General features: G+C 60.2%; 14 protein-coding genes. 7 read left to right on the top strand and 7 right to left on the bottom strand.

The window, feature by feature from the left end; translation table 11 throughout:
- Positions 1-19 precede the first annotated feature (19 nt).
- The 4 genes from ABGT65_RS06440 to ABGT65_RS06425 are packed head-to-tail and all read left to right on the top strand — an operon-like array spanning position 20 to position 5,551.
- The gene (locus ABGT65_RS06440) at positions 20-1,291 is read left to right on the top strand and encodes an MFS transporter (protein ID WP_346700677.1); all 1,272 of its coding nucleotides are present in this window, start codon (positions 20-22) and stop codon (positions 1,289-1,291) included.
- The gene (locus ABGT65_RS06435; RefSeq protein ID WP_346700675.1) at positions 1,281-2,723 is read left to right on the top strand and encodes a hypothetical protein; all 1,443 of its coding nucleotides are present in this window, start codon (positions 1,281-1,283) and stop codon (positions 2,721-2,723) included. Before ABGT65_RS06440 ends, ABGT65_RS06435 begins: the two co-directional genes overlap by 11 nt.
- Before the next feature lie 25 nt (positions 2,724-2,748).
- Positions 2,749-4,608, top strand: a complete 1,860-nt coding sequence (locus ABGT65_RS06430; protein WP_346700674.1) for a phosphoheptose isomerase — start codon at positions 2,749-2,751, stop codon at positions 4,606-4,608.
- Complete coding sequence (locus ABGT65_RS06425; RefSeq protein WP_346700672.1) at positions 4,589-5,551, top strand: ROK family protein; 963 nt, start codon at positions 4,589-4,591, stop codon at positions 5,549-5,551. The genes ABGT65_RS06430 and ABGT65_RS06425 overlap by 20 nt, the downstream gene beginning before the upstream one ends.
- 69 nt (positions 5,552-5,620) lie before the next feature.
- Here ABGT65_RS06425 and ABGT65_RS06420 read toward each other — a convergent pair whose 3' ends face one another.
- The 5 genes from ABGT65_RS06420 to ABGT65_RS06400 all read right to left on the bottom strand — a co-directional run bounded on the left by ABGT65_RS06420 (position 5,621) and on the right by ABGT65_RS06400 (position 13,877).
- Positions 5,621-6,577: a hypothetical protein gene (locus ABGT65_RS06420; RefSeq protein ID WP_346700671.1), complete on the bottom strand. Its 957-nt coding sequence runs from the start codon at positions 6,575-6,577 to the stop codon at positions 5,621-5,623.
- Positions 6,574-8,745, bottom strand: coding sequence for a DUF6259 domain-containing protein (locus ABGT65_RS06415; protein ID WP_346700669.1), 2,172 nt, complete (start codon positions 8,743-8,745; stop codon positions 6,574-6,576). Before ABGT65_RS06415 ends, ABGT65_RS06420 begins: the two co-directional genes overlap by 4 nt.
- Before the next feature lie 79 nt (positions 8,746-8,824).
- On the bottom strand, positions 8,825-10,732 hold the full coding sequence (locus ABGT65_RS06410; protein ID WP_346700667.1) for a RagB/SusD family nutrient uptake outer membrane protein: 1,908 nt from the start codon (positions 10,730-10,732) through the stop codon (positions 8,825-8,827).
- A gap of 24 nt (positions 10,733-10,756) precedes the next feature.
- Positions 10,757-11,098, bottom strand: coding sequence for a hypothetical protein (locus ABGT65_RS06405; protein ID WP_346700665.1), 342 nt, complete (start codon positions 11,096-11,098; stop codon positions 10,757-10,759).
- Positions 11,007-13,877 (bottom strand): TonB-dependent receptor, encoded by a 2,871-nt coding sequence (locus ABGT65_RS06400; protein WP_346700663.1) that lies wholly within the window; start codon positions 13,875-13,877, stop codon positions 11,007-11,009. Before ABGT65_RS06400 ends, ABGT65_RS06405 begins: the two co-directional genes overlap by 92 nt.
- 263 nt (positions 13,878-14,140) lie before the next feature.
- Between ABGT65_RS06400 and ABGT65_RS06395 the strand changes: the two genes are divergently transcribed.
- A complete protein-coding gene (locus ABGT65_RS06395; protein ID WP_346700661.1) occupies positions 14,141-17,536 on the top strand; it encodes a DUF5689 domain-containing protein in 3,396 nt (1,131 codons plus the stop codon).
- 24 nt (positions 17,537-17,560) lie between these two features.
- Positions 17,561-18,451, top strand: a complete 891-nt coding sequence (locus ABGT65_RS06390) for an endonuclease/exonuclease/phosphatase family protein (protein ID WP_346700659.1) — start codon at positions 17,561-17,563, stop codon at positions 18,449-18,451.
- 90 nt (positions 18,452-18,541) lie between these two features.
- Here ABGT65_RS06390 and pflA read toward each other — a convergent pair whose 3' ends face one another.
- Together pflA and pflB are read right to left on the bottom strand one after the other, a co-directional pair.
- On the bottom strand, positions 18,542-19,267 hold the full coding sequence (gene pflA, locus ABGT65_RS06385) for a pyruvate formate-lyase-activating protein (protein ID WP_346700658.1): 726 nt from the start codon (positions 19,265-19,267) through the stop codon (positions 18,542-18,544).
- Positions 19,268-19,386: 119 nt separating this feature from the next.
- Positions 19,387-21,615: a formate C-acetyltransferase gene (pflB, locus tag ABGT65_RS06380; protein WP_346700656.1), complete on the bottom strand. Its 2,229-nt coding sequence runs from the start codon at positions 21,613-21,615 to the stop codon at positions 19,387-19,389.
- A 219-nt stretch (positions 21,616-21,834) separates the two neighbouring features.
- Between pflB and ABGT65_RS06375 the strand changes: the two genes are divergently transcribed.
- Positions 21,835-22,227, top strand: a complete 393-nt coding sequence (locus ABGT65_RS06375; RefSeq protein WP_346700654.1) for a DUF2721 domain-containing protein — start codon at positions 21,835-21,837, stop codon at positions 22,225-22,227.
- Positions 22,228-22,262: the final 35 nt, after the last annotated feature.

The raw sequence follows: 22,262 nt of genomic DNA, 5'->3' as shown, positions 1-22,262 counted from the left end.
TTCAATTTGCCGATAGACGATGACGACTGCGTGTGACGGGCGTAAAAAACGCTCGAATTACAAATGGGAAGTTCTGGCTTTGCTGTGGGTTGCCTACCTGCTCAACCAGGCGGACCGTCAGGTTTTCAATGTGGTGCTCCCGCTTATCCGCGAGGATTTGGGGCTGAGCGATGTGGCTATCGGCTCCATTGCCACGATCTTCAATCTGTTCTACGCCGTGCTGGTGCCGATCGGAGGTCTGGTTGGCGACCGTTTCAGCCGGAAATGGATCGTCACGGGCAGCATCCTCTTCTGGAGCGTCGCCACGATGTTCACGGGCCTCTGCAACGGCTTCCTGATGCTCGTGCTGATGCGGAGCGTCGCCACGGGAGGCGGTGAAGCCTTCTTCGGCCCGGCGAACTACTCACTGCTGGCGCAGTATCACGACCGGACCCGGGCCTTTGCCATGTCGGTGCACCAGACGGCCTATTACATCGGGATCATCATCAGCGGTTACGCCGCTGGATATATCGGCCAACTGTGGGGCTGGCGCAGCGCCTTCTACGTGTTCGGCGCCATCGGTGTCATCCACGGCATCGTGATGGCCGTGCGCCTGAAGGACAAGCGGGAGGAGCCGTCGAAGGCCGTTGCTGCAGACTCGTCGGCTCCCAAACCGAAACTTCTGGAGGGCTTCCGGATGGTATTCACCACCCCGACGGCCCTGATCCTTACCGTCTGCTTTGCGGGCCTGATCTTCGTGCTGACGGGTTACCTGACCTGGATGCCCACCTACCTCTTCGAGCGCTTCGACATGGACCTCTCGGGGGCCGGATTCCACTCGATGTTCTACACCCACCTGTTTGCCTTCTTCGGGGTTCTGCTGGCCGGGCGTCTTTCGGACAAACTCGGACGGCTGCATCCCGCCTGGCGAATGGCCATGCAGGGTTTCGGACTTTTGGCAGCCGTGCCGTTCATCCTGCTGATGGGCAATTCGGCGACGCTGTGGGTGATTTACGTCGGGTTCGCCGGGTTCGGATTCGCCCGGGCCTTCTTCGACGCCAATACCTATACGGTGCTTTACGACGTCATCCCGCCGCGTTATCACTCGTCGGCTTCGAGCCTGATGATGATGGTCGGATTCGGAATCGGGGCTCTGGCTCCCGTGGTGCTGGGTGCCGTGAAGCAGGCTGCCGGGCTGTCGTTCGGCATCTCGATGCTGGCCGTTGTCTGGCTCGTGTGCGGAGCGGTCATGGTGCTGGGCGCCAAACTTTTCTATCTGAAAGACTACAACAAAATAGAACATGAACAGTAACCTGAAAACCAGAAAAGCGAAGGCAGGATTGCTGCTGATCGCGTCGCCCCGCTTCAAGATGCTGGGTGAAGGATTGAAACGCGGGACGTATGCCGAACGCAAGAGCGCCGACGTGGAGAAGATGCTCGGGACGTTGGATTTTCTCGACGTGGTGTTCCCGGGGATCGTCTACGAGAAGGAGGAGGCTCAGGCGGCCATGGATCGCTTCTACATGGAGAAGGTCGACTTCGTGATTGCGGAGTTTCTCTCCTGGTCGGAGGATTTCGCCTGGATCCGCTTCCTGCGTGACATGCCCGAGGTGCCGGTTCTCTTCGTGAATGTCGCCCGGGACCATGTCTCGTTCCGGGACACGCTCGACGAGGACGACTTCATTGACTATCTCTGCGCCGGGACGCTCGTGGGTTCGCTCGAAGCGTCGGGGTCGGTGCCCCGCACGGGCCGTCGGCACGTTCGTGTGGTAATGGGCTCGCGCGAGGAGGTGACCGGCGAGATCAGGCTCTTTGCCTCGGCGGCACGTGCCCGTGCCATCCTCCGGCAGTCGAACCTGGGACTGCTGGCCAACTACAACGAGGCCATGTGGTCGACCTACATCGACCCCTACGATCTCTTCACCAAACTGGGTCCCGAGATCCGTTTCCTGCCCTATTCGGTCTACGGCGAGGTGATCGACGCCGTGAGTGCGGCGGAGCTCAAGGGCTACTGCGACGCCCTGACTTCGCGCTACCGGATGATGGATGACGTGGCGCGCGACAAGTTCGAGGCGTCGGTCCGCGCCTCGATCGGGCTGGCGAAGATGGCCGAACGCTCGGACATCGACGTGATGGTCTTCAACGACATCGACCGTGCGATGTTCGAGCTGGTGGGGCTGCGGGCCGGGTTCTACCACCCGTGGTTCAACGAGAACTGCTCGGTGCTGGTTCCCGAGGCCGACATCGGCGCGGGTTTGATCACCTATCTGCTGAAACTGATCTCGGGCAGGCATGTCAATTTCCTCGAACCGTTCCACATCGAGACCGACTACGGCACCTTTGCGGGCGGTCATGCGGGCCCGAACGACCACAACGACCCGGCCTGGCAGCAGAACGTGGTTATCGCCCGCGACGTGCGCTTCGCCAAGACGAGCTACAAGTATGCCGGTGCTCCGTTCGCCTGGTACCGCATCTCGCCGGGACGCAAGACCATGGCGCAGCTTGTGGAGTGCGACGGCCGCTACAAACTGGTTGCCACGCTGGTCGACTCGCTCGAAGGGGATCACATCCTGGCGACCTATTCCCACAGTATTTTCCGTCCGGTGGTTCCCGTGGAGCGTCTCTTCGAGCAGATCCTGAAGATCGGCACCACGCAGCATTTCGCACTGGTCGACGGCGACTATCTGCGCGAACTGGAGATGCTCGCCGGAATCATGGACTTCGAATATCACGCAATTGTTTGATTAACCCTTAAATACAATCAGAGTCATGAGTTTCATGTACAATCCCTTCCCGTACGACGATCCCCGGGCCGTCAACCGCCCGCAACTTCCGGCCGAGGCCGTCGAGTCCGTCGTCGGCGGAACGCTCAAGGCCGCAACGGCACTGGCTGCGGAGTTTGCCGCACGCATGGATGCCGCGCCGGGCCGGAATCTCGTCGTTGCTTTCGACGGTTACGCCACGGCCGACTGGTCGCGGATGATCAACCTGCTGTCGCAGCAGTTGAAGCTCCGGAACATCGGGCTGGAGGCGGTCGATTTCCGCGCGGCCTTCAAGTCGGAGCAGGAGATCCGCGATCTGATCGACCCGCTGCTGGAGTGGGATCGGGAGAAGGACCCGACGCTGCTCTACGGACGCATCTTTCGGGGCGGCTACGAGGCGCTGCTGGATGAGACCAATGCGGAGGATTTCCGCCTGCGGATCGCTGCGCTCCGGCCTTCGGACGGCTCGCGCCGCGTGGTGGTCGTCTATGGCAGCGGCTGCCTGATGCCGCGGATGCGGGACCTCTACGACGTGCGGTGCTACTTCGACGTGACGCCCAAGGAGTCGATTCTCCGCATCCGCCGGGGCCAGTATGCCAACCTGGGCGACCGGACCGCACAGCCGGCCAATCAGGTGATCCGCCGCTGCTATTACGCCGATTTCGAGATGGCGGTGCACCTGCGCGGGGAACTGCTGCGAGAGGGCCTGCTCGACTATTACGTCGCTTCGGACCGCCCGGACCACCTCCAGTTGATCCCCCGCAAGGCGCTGGAGCAGATTTTGGCGGCCCTGGCCACCTATCCGTTCCGTTGCAAGCCCGTCTATCTGGAGGGCGTCTGGGGCGGTACCTACGTCAAGAAACTTCGCAATCTGCCCGATACGATGCGCAACTGCGCCTGGGTCTTCGACCTGATTCCCATGGAGGTAAGCATCGTGGTCGAGGCCGGGGCCGAGCAGTTGGAGTTCCCGTTCTTCTCCTTCGTGCAGCGGGAGGGCGAAGCGATCATGGGCGCCCGTTGCGTCGAGAAGTTCGGCGGTTACTTCCCGATCCGCTTCAACTACGACGACTCGTACCACAGCACGGGAAACATGTCGATCCAGGTCCACTCCGGCGCGCAGTACAACCATGACAACTACGATGAACTGGGACGCCAGGACGAGAGCTACTACGTGGTCGTGGCGGGACACCATGCCAAGACCTTCATCGGATTCCGTGACGATGCCGACATCGACGCCTTCATCCGCGACATCAAGTTGGCTGACAAGGAGTACAAGCCGGTGGATTACCTGAAGTACGTGAGCTACGAGGATTCGAAGCCGGGTCTTCAGGTGATGATTCCCGCGGGGACGGTCCACTCGTCGGGCCGCAACCAGGTGGTTCTGGAGATCGGCAGCCTCACGATCGGCTCCTATACCTACAAACTCTACGACTACCTGCGTCCAGACTTCGACGGCAAGCCGCGTCCGATTCACACGTGGCACGGCGAGCGGAATCTGGTCCGCGAGCGCCGGACGAGCTGGGTGCGCCGGAACATCGTCCAGCAGCCGCGCCAGGTCCGTGGAGGTGACGGCTGGGCCGAATACATCGTCGGGGAGCACGACCTGCTCTACTTCACGCTCCGCCGTCTGGAGTTCGAGAAGCAGATCGAGGACGATACCTGCGGACGGTTCCACGTGCTGACGCTTGTCGACGGCGAACACATCCGGATCCGTTCCGTCGATCATCCCGAGCGCTATTTCGATGCCGAATACATGGATATGGTGGTGGTCCCGGCCGACATGGGCCGCTACGTGATCGAGAACTTGCGTGCGGAACCGATTTGCGTCCACAAGACGATGCTCAAGGATGGATTCGATCGCGAATAACTGCCGCCTGCTGTTCGACGTCGGTGGGACGTTCCTCAAGGCCGTGGTGGCGGATGCCGCCGGGGTGCTGATTCCCGCGTCGGAGTTCTCCTGCCCGATGCCCTCGGACGGTACGCGGGAAGAGATTGTCGGTGCCCTGACCGCTTCGGTGGTTCGGGGCGCCGCCTTCGCTTCGGCGCACGGGCTCGTGCTGAACGGTATCGGGGTCGCCTTTCCGGGCCCGTTCGACTTTGCCCGGGGCATTCCCCTTATGGAGCACAAGTTCCGGAGTATCTACGGCTGTTCACTTGTCGAAGTGCTGCGCAAACTTCCCGAAACGGGTCCCGACATGCCGGTTCGGTTCATGCACGATGTCAATGCGGCGCTGCTGGGCGAGATGACGCGCGGCAATGCCCGCACGTTCGGGAATGCAGCCCTCGTGACGCTCGGAACAGGTTTGGGCTTCGCCTGCTGCCTCGATCGCGAAGTGCAGTATTCACCCATGGGGTCCCCGCGGATCTCGATCTTCAGACGCCCGTGCCGGGACGGCATTCTGGAGGACTGGGTCTCGAAACGGGGTATCCTGCGGATCCATGCCGGTCTGACGGGGCAGTCGGACCCGAATCTTACGGTGGCCGATCTGGCCCGGATGGCCTTTGCCGGGGATCCGGCGGCCCGGGAGACCTTCGCCGAGGCGGGACGGATCCTGGCCGGAGCGATCGGCGGCGTGCTTTCCGAGCTGCGGATCGAGTGCCTGTTGCTGGGCGGCCAGATCTCGCGTTCGTTCGCGCTGTTGGAACCGGCACTCGTCGATGGGCTGCGGGACGTGATGTGCCTGCAAAAGGTGGCCCCGGCGGCCCATATCGGCGAAGCCGCCTTTTACGGACTGCTGGCCGGACTGGATTTGCCTGCTGCCGCTTCAGCTGCTTCTTCGGTGGATGCGGCGGTAGCGAAAGTCTGCTGAATTCCGTTTCCGGAAAAGAGATCGCCCCGGGGCAGTGCTGCTCCGGGGCGTCTTTCTTGAGGATGGTGTCTATCCCAGCAACTCGTAGCCGATCTGCCAGACCCCGGTTTCTCCGGGGAATACCTGAAACGAGGTGTAGGGCTCGATACAGGCGACATTCGGGCAGGCCCAGAAGACCATGTGGGAGAGCGACCCGCTGCCCGACACCCGGATTCCGGCTCCCGTGCGGAGGTTGCGAATCGAAAATTCATATTTCCGGGTCGCGGGTTCCGGACTGTGGAGGTCTCCCATGAAGACCACTTCCCCGCGCCGGAGCTCCCGGTTGAAGCGGATGCCGTTCTCCGTAAGGGCCACGCAGTCGTAGCTCTCGCGCCAGGTACCCGCGGGGTGGAACGGAAAGCGGATCTCCGTTTCGGGCCCCGTGGCCATCCTGTCGAGCGTGAAGAAGTTGTGGTTGTAGACGTATCCCGAGAGAATTGCGGGACCGAGGTTCTTGAGCGTGTATTCGATCCGCAGTCCGGGGTCCGGAGTCAGGAGCACTCTTTTGCGGTAGTCGTATCCGTAATCGTCACTCAAGAGCCGGTGGCGGAATTCGATGCGGTCGCGTGCGGCGACCGTCTCCCGGACTCCCGGGTTGACGATTTCGTGGAGCCGGAAGCGGTCGTAAGGGTTTTTCGAGTATCGCCGCAGGGTCCCGACCCCGATTTTCAGGAACTCCTCGCCCGGACGGGCCTGCTCGTAGCCGATCGGGGAGAATTCATCCACGGGCCCGGTCAGCCCGTCGTGCCGCAGGGGGTCGTGGCGGCTCTGCCAGGGTGCGATGTAGCGGTGTCCCCGGCAGCGGAGGTCGCGCACGACGCCGCTCCAGTCGAACCGGGTGCCTCGGTAGTAGCCGTACGCGGTATCGGGCAGGCATACTACGGCCGAAACCGTGCGGTTTCCCAACCGCAGGATCGGGGATTCCTCCGATCCTGCGGTCTCCGCAAGCGGAGAGGCAGGGCCCGTATCTCGGATCAGTGCATTCATTTTCCCTTTTTGTAAATCAGGACCGCCAGATCGTATTGCCCGAGGGTTACCTCTCCGCCGTCGGATGATACACGGGCCTTGCCCAGCGTCGCGGACTCGACAAACCGATACCCCGGCACCTCGATCCCGCAACTCACGGGGTCTCCCGCTTCGGTCCGGGTCGCCACGATAGCCATACCGTCGCCGTTCGTGTAGGCCCGGGCCTCGATGCCCGGCACGGAGAGCGTGAAACCCTCCACATCGCGGTACGTGCCGACCAGCAGCAGATCCTCGTACCGTTTCTTGATGTTGTTTACTTGGGCCAGATAGGCCTGGTAGTGCGGGGTCTTGTCGATCAGGTCGCGGCAGCGGTAGATTTCGATGTCGTTGCGCAGTCCCTTAAGCAGCGTGTTGTTCACCCGGCGTTCGATGTCCGTGTCATCGCGGATTTCGCGGTCGGAGATGATGATTTCGGGGAAGGTGTAGCGGAACCAGTCGATGAAACTGTACTTCCCGGCCGTCACTTGGTAGATGTGGATGTAGTCGCAGTACTGGGCCGTTACGTCGGTGAGCCACTCGGTTCCGAGGGCGAACTCCGGGTCGAAACTGACATTGCGATCGCGGATCATCTTCAGCACCTCGGCCTTGTCGGCGATGACGCGGACGTTCGGAACCGGGAATTCACGGCTGAGGTCCCAGTTCGAGGCCCGTTCGCCGTATCCGAGCTGGTCGTAGAAGACGCTGTTGGCCCCGTATTCGCGGGCGCGGTCGGCCCATTCGAGGAGCATCTTGCGCCAGATGTCGGACCGGGTGTCGGCGATGACGAACGTGCGGGCGTTGTAGTCGCCGAGAAAGGTCCCCTGCCCGGTGAAGCGGTACTGCTCGGTAAATTCCGCACCCGTGTTGTCGCGGTAGCAGATCTGCTTGCCGACGCCGCTTTTGTAGAATTCGCTCTCTCGGTCGATCAGCTTGCCGTTGAAGTAAAGGAGCACTTTTGCGCCGTCCTTCTTGAATTCGGCGATGGCCTTCCGCCACCCTTCGTCGCCGCCCTGGGCCGGATCGGCGTTGTAGTGGGGATTGCCGTGGTCCATGCCCGTCTCCCACCACCCGAAGGTAAAGGCGGCATCGGCCCCGACGCTCTCCCCGACGCTCTTGATGCGCCCGGGCAGGTCAGTGTACTTGAAGAGCAACTCCCCGTACTGGTGGCGGAAGATGATGCGCTGCCAGCTCCGCATCTTCTTCACCCACATGGGGGCATCGCGGTGATCCCACCAGGTGTCGGCCCAGCGGCGGTAGAGTTTCGAGGTCTGATGCCACGTGCCCGTGTAGGGGGCAATGACGTTGGCGTCGCAGCTCCAGCGTTCACCCGCGAAGCAGTGGGGATATTTGTAGAATCCCGACTCCAGACGGGTGAAGTTCCCCTCCCCGTCGGGGTAGAGGCGCAGTCCGTGTCCCGTGTCCTGGAACTGCGGATCGTGGCTCCCGAAATAGAGCCCCTCGCGCTCGCCGACATAGGCGAAGCAGTTCGAGGCCATGCAGCCTCCGGTCCCGCCCGTCACGGTCCGCATGGGATATTTGGCGTCCATCTGTCGGAATTTCTGTGCCGGGGTCTTGTAGGGTGAGGAGTTGCTGTTGCGCAGGATGATACCCTTCGGATCGTCGTAGAGCTGCCCTCCGGTGTGGGTAAGCAGCAGCTTGTGGTCCTCCGGAAGGGGCATGTTGCCGACAAGCGGGTAGTGGAACTCGCGGATGATCGTGTGGGGCTCGTTGTTCTCGATCGTCGAGGCACAGCGGATGAGATCCCCTTCGAGCGAGAGGTCGAGACGGAGCCGCATGTGGAGCGTCACCTCCTCCCGGGTGCTGAAATCCGTAGCCTTCAGTTCGTTGTAGGTGAGTGTGATTGTCTTGCCGTCGGAGGAGACGTGCGGGGTCTGCCGTTCGGGGAGAACCTCGATCTCTTTGGCTTTCTGGGTGTCGTAGTAGAGTCTCCAGAGGAAGTCGTTGCCGGCGTAGTCGCGCCCGGTCTCCAGATTCCTGAGGCTGACCAGACGCCCGTCCTTGTCGATCGAGATCTGCAGCTTGTCGTTGCGGAGGGTCTGGGTTCCAGTAGCTGCGAAGAGGCTCGTGGCGCCCAGCAGCAGCAACGGAGCCGCCAGATGGCGGAGAAAGGTGATCGGATTGTTTTTCATGGCTGTTGGATTGGTAGGTTGGATGCTGGCAAAGACCGGGCCGACTTGTGAAAATCGGCCCGGCCTTGACGGAATGGAATCAATATCCCGGGTTGTTCTCCGTGATGTTCTTCATGACCTGCATGGTCGTGGTCGGAATGGGCCACAGATAACTTTTCGGGGCCACGAACTTGCATTCGGCGAGTACTTGCGCATACATGTTGTTGCGGAAGAAGTTGGGGTCTCCCTTGGCGACATCGGCCATGAAATCCACACAGCCGTCCTCGTCGACCTGCGGCACGGCGCCGTGGAACCACATGCCGTCGTCGATGTAGGCGCGCTGGAGTTTCTCATCCTTCTTGGGGAGCCCGATCCAGGGGCGGTTCAGCACCTTCTCGGCAATGCGCCAGCGCCAGAGGTCGTAGAGCCGCAGGTTCTCGAAAGCGAACTCCATGCGGCGCTCGAAGCGCAGGATCGTCCGCAGCCGGGCCTGATCGCGTTCGGTGATGGCCGGATAGTCGGAAGTGGCGGATACGTCGACCTTGTAGGCCCGTGCGCGGACCTGGTTCATGGCATTGAGCACCGAATCGTCGATCTCGTTGAGTTCGATTTTCGCCTCGGCGTACATGAGCAGCACGTCGGCATAGCGCAGGATCAGCTTGTCGTTTTCGGCCTCGAAGGGCGAGAGCCAGTCTTCATCGACGTGCTTCTTGAGGACCAGACCGTTGTAGGAGGCGTACTGGTTCGAACTGCCGGAGATCTTGTACGACCGCGAGTCGTTGTTGGTAACCATGCCTCCTTCGCGGGCGCTGTAGACCTCGGTCACGTCGAAATGGGGATCGAAGATGACGCCCAGGTGCTGTGTCCCGTGCTCCACGATGGTGTAGGTGCAGCGGGGATCGCGGTGCTCGAAGGGCTTGTGGGGGTCGTAGACCGACGATTCGTCGATGGGTTTGCCCTGGTCGTCGAGGAAGGAGCAGAGCAGGTACCACGAGGGCAGGCAGGTCGTGCAGGTCGGGGCGCCAGACAGACGTGGCAACTTGGCCTTGGTGGCGCCGCCGTAAAGATACTGATACTTCGAGTTGTTCGAAAGGGCTTTCGAGCGGGGAATGACGAAAATTCCCTCGGGCGAATGCTTCGTGGACATGCGGAAGAGCTCCCCGAAATCCGAATGGAGCGTGTAGGCGTTCAGCGTCATGCAGTTCGCGGCGGCATCGCGGGCCTGTTTGAAGAGGCGTTTGGCCTCCTCCTCGTTGGCATCGCCGAATCCGTGTCCCCGTCCGTTCTCGTCCAGCTCGATGGTATCCCACTTGCGGATGGATGCGAAGTGCAGGGCGTAGCGGGCCTTCATGCCGTAGACCGCCCCTTGCGTGGCGCGCTCGACCTCGCCGCCGCCGTAGGAGACGGGCAGCAGGGGTGCGATCTCGTCAAACTCCCGGAGCATGTCGTCGACCACCTCCCACATGTCCGTGCGGGTCAGCTCATAGGCGGCCTGGCGTCCGGCCTCGGAGTCCATGTCCATGTCCTCGGGCACGACCACCGGGTCGCCGAAGTGCATGATGATCCGGCAGTAGAAGCAGGCGCGGTAGAAGCGGGCACAGGCGATGATGCGGTTGTACCGCTCGGGATCCATTTCGCCTTCGAGTTTCTTGATCTCGGTGATGATCTTGTTGCAGCGGTTGATGCCCGTATAGGTGATGTCCCACATGCGGACGGCGAGCGGATAGGTGCCGTCCACGCCGTCGATGAGGAACCGGCCCGGGGCGCTTCGGTTCTGGCCGTCATCGGTCAGCATGTCGAGTTCGGTCTGTTCGTTGGAGGTCCATTCGTTCCGCTCCATGGGCCAGTAGCTGTGGTGGAGCAGGGCGTTGAGGTTCAGTTCGAACTGCTCGGGGGTCTGGAACCACGAACCGCTGGCTGCCGAATCCTTGGGTGAGAGATCCAGATCGCTGCACGAGAAGAGCAGGCTCCCGGCCAGGGCGAAGATTGCGCATTTGATGGTTTTCATATCTTTTCGTTCTTTGATCCGATGTTAGAATTTGAGTTGTGCCGAGAAGAGCACCGATTTGGTGATCGGGTATCCGGTGGTTCCGACCTCGGGGTCCCAGCCTTCGGGGAAGTGGCTGTAAGTGAAGAAGTCGGTGAGCGTCACGGCGAAGCGCAGGCTCTTGACGTGCACCCGGTTCATCCATTTCTGGGGCAGCGTGTATCCCAGCGAGATGTTTTTGACGCGGAAGTAGGAGCCGTCGAAGATCCAGAAGTCGGAAACCGCATAGTTGTTGTTAGCGCTGTTCCACGAATAGCGCGGATATTTGGCGTGTTGGTTCTGCTCGATGGTGTTCTTGCGACTCCAGGAACTCCCCCCCCCCGACAATGGTCGGGACGTTATACCACTGCGAGCGCAGCGGCTGCACCATCTCGTCCGTGAGGTAGGAGTTGCGCTTGCCGACGCCCTGGAACGTCAGGTTGAAGTCGATGCCGCGCCATGCCAGATCGATCGTACCGCCGTAGTTGAAGTGCGGGAGCGAGGAGCCGAGGATCGTGCGGTCGTATTCGGCGTTGATGAGCGGGCTGTTCGGGTCGGCATCCGCAAGGTTGCGGTAGTGCAGGTCGCCGGGGTAGACGGCTCCTGTGGTTGCCGAATTGTCGATTTCGGCCTGGGTCTGGTAGATCCCGTCGCAGACGTATCCGTACCACGACTGGTATTCGTCGCCTTCACGGATGATCTTGCCGCCGGAGATGACCTCCTTGTTCCCGATGTAACCCATGGTCGAGACGTCGTCCGAGAGGTTGAACGTAACCCCGTAGCTGAAATCGCCGATGTTGTCTCTCCATCCGAGGGTCACCTCCCAGCCCTTGGTATGCATGTCGCCGATGTTGTCATAGGGGTCGGAGAGTCCCATGATCGGGGCGATGGGGACCTGCAGGAGCATGTCGCGGGTCTTTTTGTAGTACCAGTCGGCGGTGACGGAGAGTCGGTTGTTGAGCATCGTCAGGTCGAGACCCACGTCGACGGTCGAGGTGGTCTCCCAGGTGATGTCGGAGACGATGGCCGCGGCCTGCGCATAACCCGAGAGGGCTGTTATCGTGGAGCCGGTGTATCCGACGACGTTGTTGTTGGCCAGGACGGCCTGGTAGGGGTAGTAACCCTTGATGCGCTCGTTGCCCAGTTCTCCGTAGGAGAGGCGGAGTTTTCCGTGGTCCAGGACCTTGCGAAGCCCCTCCATGAAGCGCTCCTGGGTGAAGACCCATCCGGCCGATGCCGAGAGGAACGTACCCCAGCGGCAGTCGGGCGCGAAACGCGAGGACCCGTCGCGGCGGATATTGCCCTGGATGTAGTATTTCGACCGGTAGTTGTACATCAGACGCCCGAAGTAGGAGCGGCGTGCCAGTTCGTTGACGTTCTTCGAATTGGCCGTAACGTCCTCACTGCCTCCGGCGCTCAGGTCGGGGATCAGCGAGTGTGCGAACGAGGATTTTTTGGCGACGATCGCCCCTTCCTGATACCAGTAGTTCTCGTAACCGATCATGGCGTTGATGTTGTGGTCCTCGCCGAAAGTGTGCTGGTAGTTGGCATAGACCTGTGTCGTGTGCGAGAAGGTATCCCCGCGGGTCTCTTCGAGGGTGGTGGTTTGGGCGTCGGAGATGTACTTCGTACTGGTGAGGCTCTCCTCCTGGTAGCTGAAGTAGGAGGTCTGGCGCTGGAAATCCTTGATCTTGGTGTAGGAGAACTGCGGGGCGAAGATTCCCGTGACGGTCAGCCCCTTGACGGGCATAATATCGATCTGGAACTTGGCGTTGGCCAGATACTTGTCGGTCTCCTTTTCACCTCCGGACATCAGGGCGGCATACTTGTTCGTGCCGTCCTTGCCCGGGGCGTAGCGTCCGTCGCTCCAGACAGCCTGGTAGATGGGCGGGATGTAACGCATGATGCCCGAGGGTGAGGTATGGGGGTTGAGCTGGTCGACGTAGCGCAGCGACAGGTCGGCCGAGGCATTCATCCATTTGAAGACCTTGATGTCGTTGTTCAGCCGGGCGGTGTAGCGCTGCCAGTTGAGGTTCTTGCGGAAGAGTCCGTCGACGTCGTCGTAGCCCAGGCTCAGCACCGAGCTGATCTTCTCGCCGCCGGCCTGAATCGTCAGGCTGTGCGACTGCCGGACGCCCTTGTCCTTGAGCATCAGGTCCATCCAGTCGACATTCGGGTAGAGGTCGGGATTCTCCCGGTTGAGGATCCAGTAGTTTTCGATCATCTCCCGCGAATACTCCTGATACCAGCCGCCCGAAGGAAGGTCGTTGTAACGGAGTTCGTTGACGGCGGCCATGTAGTCGGTGGCATTCATGTATTCGGGGGTCTGGGACTGGTAGTCGATGCCGAGCGTATAATTATAGGTAACGCTGGCTCCGGTTTTCCCGGCGCGCTTGGTGGTGATGAGGATGACGCCGGCGGCGGCCTGCGAACCGTAGATCGAAGCCGAAGCCGCATCCTTCAGGACGGTGATATTCTCGATGTCGTTGGGGTTCACGTCGTCGATGGACCCGGCCACACCGTCGATCAGCACATAGGGGTCCGACGCGCCTTCGGTCATGGAGGTGATACCGCGGATCCGGATCGAGGCCGAACCTCCGGGAGCGGAGTTCGTGCGGGTGACGGTCACGCCGGGCATGGCGCCCTGGAGGGCCTGTGAGAGCGTCTGGGTCTGCCGGTTGAGGATGGTCTCGCCGCCTACGGAGGAGAGGGCTCCGGTGAGGTCCTTTTTGCGGACGGTGCCGTATCCGACGACCACGACCTCATCCATGGCCGTACTCTCTTCTGCCAGTACGATATCGAAGGTCGTGCGGCTTCCGATGAGGATCGTCTGGCTCTTGTAGCCGAGATAGGAGACGAGCAGCGACGCATCGGCCGCGGGCTTCCGGGTGAGGGTGAAGGTGAAGTTACCCTGTGCGTCGGAGGTTACGCCCTGCTGGGTTCCGGCGAGGATGATGGTTGCTCCCGGGACCGGCTCGCCCTTTTCGGTCTTGACGCTCCCCTGTAGGGTGAAGTTCTGGGCCGAAGCGTACGATGGTGCAAATACGATCGCTGCCAGAAGCGCGCAGAAAGCGGCGATTGTCCGAAAATCGCACTTTCTTTGAAATTCATCGTAACTTTTTTTCATCTTTTTAGAATTAGTAGTATATTTGCATCGTACACCACACCACACAACACATAGGGCACATGTAAATAGAATAGTGTGGTTTAGTGTGGTACAAAAATAAAAGTAATATTTGACATTCCAAAGAAAAGCGGCTGTTTTTTGAAAAATTTCGGCGAATGTCATGCGAATGTAGCGTTTTGGGGCGGTGTTTCGGAGCGGACGAGCCATCGAGCCGGGATTCCGGGCCCGAATCGAAATTTCAAATGAACCTTTATTACGCACCTATGAAAAAGCATTTATTCGGGATTTGGACGGCGGCGTTGCTGCTGGCGGGCGCTGCCGTCTCCTGCACGAGCGATCCGGAGGTGGACAGTGTCGGCCGGGTCGGGATTACCCAGGAGAGTCTGACGGCCTCGGGCGAGGGCGAGGAGCTGACCCTCGACGTGACCAGTAATTCCTACTGGCATATCGATTTCACGGATCCGGCGACGGGAGAGGCCGTCCGCTGGATTACACCCAGCGAGACCTATGGTATGGGCGACGCGGCGGTAAAACTCGTGGTAGCGCGGAACCGTTCGACGAGTGCCCGTCAGGCCTGCATCCATGTAACGACGGATTCGGAGTCGTCGACGGTTTCGATCCTGCTGTCGCAGGGGGCCGGGACCGTTGGCGGCGGGGACGGCTACGGTTTCCCGATCTACCAGATGTTCTCGATCGATGCGAATCTGATGTTGAGCAACGCCTTCATCGAGGGCGGGACCTGCTATTTCGACGACGGCATGATCCTGAGCCGGACGGGAAGCCCGGCCGACATGACGTTCAGCACCCAGACCCACACGAATCCCAAATCGGACTGGTATTTCCAGCGCGGCGTGGTGATCGGATCGTGGGAGACCGGGGATGCGCTGCAGCTGCAGATTCCGTTGAAGGAGGCGCTTTCCGGGGACCTGCGCTATATGTATGGCAGCCGCCGCGACGGCACGCAGAATGCAAACCATGCCTGGCGGTTCGAGTGGAGTGCTGACGGAGCGAGCTGGACGCCGTTCGACAAGGCGTCGGTCGGGGGAGCGTCGGATGCGGTCTGGAAGATCGTGGACTTCACGATTCCCGCGGAGAAGCAGATTCCGGCGGGCGGTACGCTCTGGATCCGGCACTATTGCACGGACGGCTCGTCGGCCAGCACGTCGGATTCGAAGCCGACGGTTGCCTTCCAGACGGGCTTCTGCATCACGAAGGCCACGGCCGAGGCGTCGGAAGTTCCGGCCATGGACGACGAGACGATCGTCTTCTCTACCGGATTCGATGACGTGCGTGATGCCGTGGCGGCCTATATCGATCTGCCGCTCGACTTCATGTCGTCATTCAATGCGGGGGCTTATTCCTTGCCCAAGGAGCACTCCGGCATCGTCGCTTTCGATGAGTGCTATACGCGCCCGGGCTTCCTGCAGGTAGGACGCGGCGACGAAGCGATTGTTTCGCGCTATACGCAGGGTTCCTATACGATCCAACTGGCCTCGCGTTTCGAGGCGATGCGCATCTTGAAGAGCGATCTCAAGTTGACGTTCCTGGCGACGGCGATGATCGACGCCTACGGCAACCCGACCGATCCCGGCGTGGTGGTGAAAGTCGATGGTGCGAGCGGCGCCACGGTGGAGGGCGGTGAGCTCGAAGGGGTTGCGAACAACGAGTTCAAGCCGTTTACGGTTTATGTCCGCGGGGCGACTCCCGAGACCGAAATCACCATTACTTCAGCTGCGATGGCCTCCAGCACGGACGACGTTCGTTTCTTCGTGGACGACATCGTGCTTGCCGTCGAGGGTGAACCGCAGCGCCCGAGTGCCGACGATCCGGTGAAGGCCACCATTGCGGAGCTCCGTGGCAAGGCGGGCGCTTCGGAGGTGACGGTTTCCGACAATCTTTATATACAGGGTACGGTGGTTTCGGTGGACAACGTTCCGCAGGGTTGTTTCGCGGTGCAGGATGACGAGGCGGGTATCTTCGTCAGCGCTCCGAATCACGGGCTTACGGTCGGCGACCAGGTCGAAGTGGTTGTAAAGGGGGCCAAACTGGCCAAGGATGCCGACGGACTGCTGGTGGTGACTCCGACCGCCGCGACGCAGGTGACCAGGAGCGGAACGGCAACCGAACTGCCTGCCGAGCGTTCGATTTCGGTCGGCGACCTGGCGGCAGGGACCTATGAGGCGATGCGTGTTTTGCTTCCGGAGTCTCAGGTGGTGGATGCCGATCTGTCGAAGACGCTGAGCGGGACAGTCACGCTCGAACTGGAGGATCGGGTAACGACCTATTCGATGAAGACCTATGCCCATGCGACGTTTGCCTCGACGACGGTGCCGCAGAAGCGGGGCCCGGTGAAGGGTATTGCGGGAGCGGGTTATGTGCTTCCGGCCTCGGTATCGGATCTTTCGGCGATGAACGGCACACGTTTCGGCGAGGCGGTCTACGCCATTACGCCGATCGACGGTATGCTCAAGATGTTATTGGGCGGAACACCTTCGGTTTACAGTGCGACATATGATGCTGCCAGCAAGACGTTGAATTATACCAACGGTTGTTCGGTTTACAAAGTCGGTAATGAAGATTTGACAACCTGTGAATTGACATGTAAGAAGACACCTTATGACGGACGTTTCCAGACTACCGGCTGGGGTGGTGACAACTGGCAAGATAACGGGTTGGTCTTCAAGATCAAGGCTACGTCCCGGATTGTGGGCAATCTGCGCTTCGGGTTCGGTATGTTCTCGAATAAGAGTATAAAAGGGTATGTTCCTGCAAAATATAAGATCAAGTGGAGCAATAATAACCGGGATTGGTATGATGGAGTCCGTGTATTGGTAGGTCCTTATACGGGAGAAGGCACAGAGGAATTCACCATCCCGACCCAAGCAAACAGTGGCGGTTACAAGATGGCCTATTTTAATGTGCCGGAAAGCAAGGCAGTAGCAGAGGGGGACTATATTTACATCAAGATCGTGCAGGCGGATAATACAACGGCATTGTATCCTGAAACCGGAATTAAAACCGATGCTCCGCTTCTGCTTCAACATGCTTTCTATCTTGCTACGCATGAAAAGCGCGCTTATCATACCTCGGTATTGCCTTCTGGAGAGAACGTACTGTTGACTGAAGGCTTTGATGATGCATTCCTGGGACATGACTATTTTATTCCGACCTGGCAGATGGGTGTGGCTCAGAATATACCGAATAAGTATGCCGTTCCTGAGGGTTGGTCTGTGGATGCGAACAATTATGTTTATGAATTGCCCGGTTATATTCGTCTCGGATTGGATGATTCGGCGTCTGGCGCAGGAAGCATTACCACTCCGGCTTTAGCAGCATTGGGCGATGCTTCGGCTGATGTTACCCTGACGTTCAAGATTGCTGTTCACATGGGAGGAAGCAGTTCTTACAAGCCTGATCCCATAACGTTGACGGTAACGGCCGAAGGTGCGGGTACTGCAGCCGCCCCTGTTCACGATTTGGCTTCGTTGCCTGAGGAATGTAAACCGGCGACTGAAGCAGAAGCTAAGGTGATGGAGGATGCCTATTATAAGTGGTATCCTGTGACGGTGAAGATCTCCGGTGCAACGAAAGATACTCGAATTACCATTGGAGGTACGGGGCGTCATTACATCGACGACATCGTGATTACGAAAGATTGAGTCCAACACTTAAAACAATAAAAAATGGAAAAACTGAAGTATTTGCTCTACGGAATCGTATTGTGCGCCTTGGGATGCTCGTCGGGCAGCGATGACAATCCGGGACCGAGCGGAGGCGGCGCCTCTGAGAACACCTTGAAGGTGATGTCGTTCAACATCCGTTGCGTCACGACGAGCGATACGGGCGACAAGGCCTGGGACGTGCGCAAGGCCCCGTGCGTGAAGATGATCAACAGCATCCAGCCTGACGTGATCGGGATGCAGGAGCCGCGGACCGCACAGCGCGATTATCTGAAGCAGCACCTTCCCGATTACGAGATGCTCGAAGTCCCCAATACGGGTACGAGCAAGGGCGGCAACTCGGTGCTGCTGTACCGCAAGAGCCGTTTCACGCGCATCGACTGGGGTTACTACTTTCTGAGCGATACGCCCGACGAACCCTCCGTAGCCTGGGAGGCTAAGCAGTGGCATACGACGGTTTGGGCCCATCTGAAGGATGTGACGACCGGGAAGGATTTCTGGCTCTTCACGACCCACATGCCGGCCTATGCCTCGAACATCTCGGCCCGGGAGAAGAGTGCGAAGCTCAACGTCTCGAAGATGAAGGAGCTGGCCGGGGAGAATGCCATGCTCTTCATCACGGGCGACATGAACTGCTCCTATGCGACGGACGACGCTTCGCGGGAGGCGCTGACGCCCTACTACCAGTGGATGTCGGCGGCCCGGGACATCGCACCGGCCGGTGATGCGTACAGCTTCAACAACTACGGAAGCGGTACGGCCACCCCGAAACGGAACCTGGACCATATCTTCTACCGGAATGACATTGCTGTATCGTTCCGCACGATTACGGATAACTACGGGGTCCCCTATATCTCCGACCACTATCCGATCCTGTTGACGACGATTTTCTGATCATCCGGTCGGATCGAAACGAAAGGCCCGGACTTCACGTGAGTCCGGGCCTTTTTCGGCTTTCGCGCACGGGCGATACGCGGCAGCGGGTCAGTTGACCACCACCGTCGGGAAATACTCCCGCAACAGCGCCGCGGCCCGGTCGATCTGCTCGGGCGTATTCTCCCGTACGTCGCGCAGTTGGTACTCCAGCCCCATCGCCTCGTACTTGTGGACGCCGAGCGTGTGGTAGGGCAGCAACTCGACGCGTTCGATCGAGCGGTAGCCGCCGAGCCGTTCGCCCAGCAGCCGCATATCGGCTTCGGCGTCGCTGTAGCCCGGAACGAGGACGTAGCGCAGCCAGAAAGGTTTGCCGTGGGCTTCGAGCCAGGCCGCCGTGCGGAGCGTCTGGGCGTTTTCGCGCCCCGTGAGCCCCTTGTGGCGTTCGGGATTGGCCTGTTTCACGTCGAGCAGCACCAGGTCCACCAGCCCCAGCAGCTCCTCGACGGCCGGGTTCCACACCCCGCCGTTCGAATCCAGACAGACGTGGATGCCCGCCTCCTTCAGTTTGCGGACCAGCGGGACGAGCGCCGCGGCCTGAAAGGTCGGTTCGCCTCCCGAGAAGGTCACGCCGCCCCGCCGTCCGTAGAAGGGTTTCTGGTCGACGGCCATGCGGAGGATCTCCGAGGCTTCGGTGGGCGTGCCGCCGCAAGCCTCGATCGTGTCGGGATTGGCGCAGTAGAGGCAGCGGAAATTGCAGCCCTGCAGGAAAACGACGAGCCGGAGTCCCGGCCCGTCGAAAGTTCCCATCGATTCGTAGGAGTGTACGCGAATCATATCGTTTGATTGTTTGGAATCACCTGTCAATAATCGGGAGCGGGGTCGGATGGAGGCCGTTTTGCAGCTTTGGACCAGCACTACGCCCCCCCCGTTCCTATGAGCGGCTTTTTAAGCCGCTACATGCGCTCGTGGAAACTGCGGCTGATGACCTCCAGCTGATGTTCGCGGCTCAGCTTGGTGAAGTTCACGGCGTAGCCCGAGACGCGGATCGTCAGCTGCGGATACTTCTCGGGGTGCTCCATGGCATCTTCGAGCATCTCGCGGTTCAGGACGTTGACGTTCAGGTGGTGGGCACCCTTCGTGAAGTAGCCGTCGAGCATCGTCACCAGGTTCTCGACCCGCTCCTCGGGCGTGGGGCCCAACGATTTCGGGACGATCGAGAAGGTGTTCGAAATACCGTCCTGCGAGTCGCGGTAGCGCAGCTTGGCCACCGACGAGAGCGAAGCGATGGCGCCGCTCTTGTCGCGTCCGTGCATGGGGTTGGCGCCCGGGGCGAAGGCGACGCCCTTGGCGCGGCCGTCGGGCGTGGCGCCGGTCTTCTTGCCGTACATCACGTTCGAGGTGATCGTCAGCAGCGACAGCGTCGGGCGGGCATTCTTGTAGACGGGCAGCTTCTTCAGCTCCTCGCTGAAGTAGTAGACCAGGTCGACGCCGAGGTGGTCGACGCGGTCGTCGTTGTTGCCGAAGCAGGGGAACTCGCCCTGGATGTCGAAGCTCTCGGTGAGGCCCATTTCGTTGCGGCGGGGCGTCACCTTGGCGTACTTGATGGCCGAGAGGGAGTCGAGGGCGATCGAGAGCCCGGCCACGCCGTAGGCGAGGTTGATGCGCGGGTCGGTGTCGACGAATGCCATCTGGGCCTTCTCGTAGTAGTACTTGTCGTGCATGTAGTGGATGATGTTCATCGCCTCGTTGTAGACGCGGGCGATCTCATGCAGTACCTTCTTGTAGTTCTGCATCACCTCCTCGAAGCGCAGCGGGCCCTCGGAGAGCGCCGGGATGCCCTTGACCATCACCGTGCCGGTATTCTCGCAGCGCCCCTCGTTGAGGGCGAGCAGCAGCGCCTTGGCCAGGTTGCAGCGGGCGCCGAAGAACTGGATCTGGCGGCCGATGTCCTGGTACGACACGCAGCATGCGATTCCGTAGTCGTCCGAGTGGCGCACTTCGCGCATCAGGTCGTCGTTCTCGTACTGGATCGAGCTGGTGTCGGACGAGACCTTGGCGCAAAAGTCCTTGAATCCCTGGGGCAGGTCGGGGCTCCAGAGGATCGTGAGGTTGGGTTCGGGCGAGGGACCGAGGTTGTAGAGCGTCTGCAGGAAGCGGAACGAGGTCTTCGTGACCTTGGTGCGGCCGTCGTTGAAGCGTCCGCCGATGGCCTCGGTGACCCAGGTGGGGTCTCCGGCGAAGATGTCGTTGTAGGACTGCATCCGCAGGTGGCGCACCATACGGAGCTTGATGACGAACTGGTCGATAAGCTCCTGGGCGAAGGTTTCGTCGATGAGGCCGTGGGCCAGGTCGTACTCGATGAAGATGTCGAGGAACGACGAGACGTTGCCCAGCGACATGGCGGCTCCGTCCTGCTCCTTGACGGCGGCCAGATAGGCCATGTAGACCCACTGCACGGCCTCCTGAGCCGAGTGTGCCGGGCGGCTGAGGTCCAGACCGTAGTATTCGCCCATCGTGCGGATATCCTTCAGGGCCTTGATCTGCTCGGCGACCTCCTCGCGCAGGCGGATGCGGGCCTCGGTCATCGGGCCGGTGAGGTTGCGCAGGTCCTGCTGCTTGGCTTCGATCAGGCGGTCGGTGCCGTAGAGGGCCAGACGACGGTAGTCGCCGATGATGCGGCCGCGGGCGTAGTTGTCCGGCAGACCCGTCAGGAACCCGAGCGAGCGGAACGAACGGATCTCCTCGGTGTAGACGTCGAAGACGCCGTCGTTGTGGGTTTTACGGTAGTGGGTGAAGATGTCGCGCACCTTTTCGTCGACATCCACGCCGTTTTCCCGGCAGGCGCGCGAAACGACATTGATGCCGCCGAAGGGCTTGATGGCGCGCTTGAGGAGCTCGTCGGTCTGGAGCCCGACGATGAGTTCGTTCTCGCGGTCGATGTATCCGGCCTTGTGGGAAGTGATCGTCGAGACGGTCTTGTTGTCCAGCGAGCGGATGCCGTTATTCTGACGCTCCTCTTCGATGGCTTTGAGACAGAGGTCCCAGATGTGCTTGGTTCGTTCGGTGGGACCCTGCAGGAACGAGGCGTCGCCCAGATAGGGGGTGATGTTCGTCTGCACGAAACTCGTGACGTTGATCTCCTTGCTCCAAAGCCCGTCGATGAAGGTTTTGTTCAGTTCCATAAGATGTGCTATTGTTCGTTTTGGGATTAAGATTGTCTCCTTTCGGCCCACAAAGATAGGTTGTTTTTTCCACATGGGACGAATTTTGCTTACAATTTCTTATAAAAATTTAAAAAATACCTGGATTTCGGTATCCGAAGGGCCGCTTGGGCTTGCTTTTTGGAATCGGGGAAAAAGTGTACCTTTGCGGCATGAAGAACGCTTAATTGACAGACTGATATGGAAGAACTTACGCTGACTACCCCAGCCCTGCTGTTTTCGGCCGTTTCGCTGATCCTGCTGGCCTACACGAACCGCTTTCTCTCCTATGCGCAACTGGTCCGCACGCTCAAGGAGCAGTACCTGCAGCACCCTTCGAAGGTGACGCAGGCACAGATCGACAACCTCCGCCGCCGCCTCCACCTCACCCGCACGATGCAGGCGCTCGGGGTGTCGAGCCTGTTTCTGTGTGTGGTGACGATGTTTCTGATCTATGTCGATTTCTTCACGCTTTCGGCCTGGGTGTTCGGGGCTGCGCTGCTGCTGCTGATCGCCTCGCTGGGGGTTTCGATCTGGGAGATCCAGATCTCGGTCCGGGCGCTGGAGATCCACCTCAGGGATATGGAGAAATAGGGCGCCGGCCCTTCCGAGGGCACTTGCGGCGTAAA

Source organism: uncultured Alistipes sp. (assembly GCF_963931675.1).
Taxonomy (GTDB): Bacteria; Bacteroidota; Bacteroidia; order Bacteroidales; family Rikenellaceae; genus Alistipes.
Note: the sequence above shows the minus strand (reverse complement) of the source record. Positions and strands in the feature narration are given on the sequence as shown.

What these genes read in the sequence shown, in the direction of transcription:
- ABGT65_RS06440 (WP_346700677.1), top strand. Translation starts at nt 20, where the DNA reads ATGACGACTGCGTGTGACGGGCGTAAAAAACGCTCGAATTACAAATGG.
- ABGT65_RS06435 (WP_346700675.1), top strand. Translation starts at nt 1,281, where the DNA reads ATGAACAGTAACCTGAAAACCAGAAAAGCGAAGGCAGGATTGCTGCTG.
- ABGT65_RS06430 (WP_346700674.1), top strand. Translation starts at nt 2,749, where the DNA reads ATGAGTTTCATGTACAATCCCTTCCCGTACGACGATCCCCGGGCCGTC.
- ABGT65_RS06425 (WP_346700672.1), top strand. Translation starts at nt 4,589, where the DNA reads ATGGATTCGATCGCGAATAACTGCCGCCTGCTGTTCGACGTCGGTGGG.
- ABGT65_RS06420 (WP_346700671.1), bottom strand. Translation starts at nt 6,577, where the DNA reads ATGAATGCACTGATCCGAGATACGGGCCCTGCCTCTCCGCTTGCGGAG.
- ABGT65_RS06415 (WP_346700669.1), bottom strand. Translation starts at nt 8,745, where the DNA reads ATGAAAAACAATCCGATCACCTTTCTCCGCCATCTGGCGGCTCCGTTG.
- ABGT65_RS06410 (WP_346700667.1), bottom strand. Translation starts at nt 10,732, where the DNA reads ATGAAAACCATCAAATGCGCAATCTTCGCCCTGGCCGGGAGCCTGCTC.
- ABGT65_RS06400 (WP_346700663.1), bottom strand. Translation starts at nt 13,877, where the DNA reads ATGAAAAAAAGTTACGATGAATTTCAAAGAAAGTGCGATTTTCGGACA.
- ABGT65_RS06395 (WP_346700661.1), top strand. Translation starts at nt 14,141, where the DNA reads ATGAAAAAGCATTTATTCGGGATTTGGACGGCGGCGTTGCTGCTGGCG.
- ABGT65_RS06390 (WP_346700659.1), top strand. Translation starts at nt 17,561, where the DNA reads ATGGAAAAACTGAAGTATTTGCTCTACGGAATCGTATTGTGCGCCTTG.
- pflA (WP_346700658.1), bottom strand. Translation starts at nt 19,267, where the DNA reads ATGATTCGCGTACACTCCTACGAATCGATGGGAACTTTCGACGGGCCG.
- pflB (WP_346700656.1), bottom strand. Translation starts at nt 21,615, where the DNA reads ATGGAACTGAACAAAACCTTCATCGACGGGCTTTGGAGCAAGGAGATC.
- ABGT65_RS06375 (WP_346700654.1), top strand. Translation starts at nt 21,835, where the DNA reads ATGGAAGAACTTACGCTGACTACCCCAGCCCTGCTGTTTTCGGCCGTT.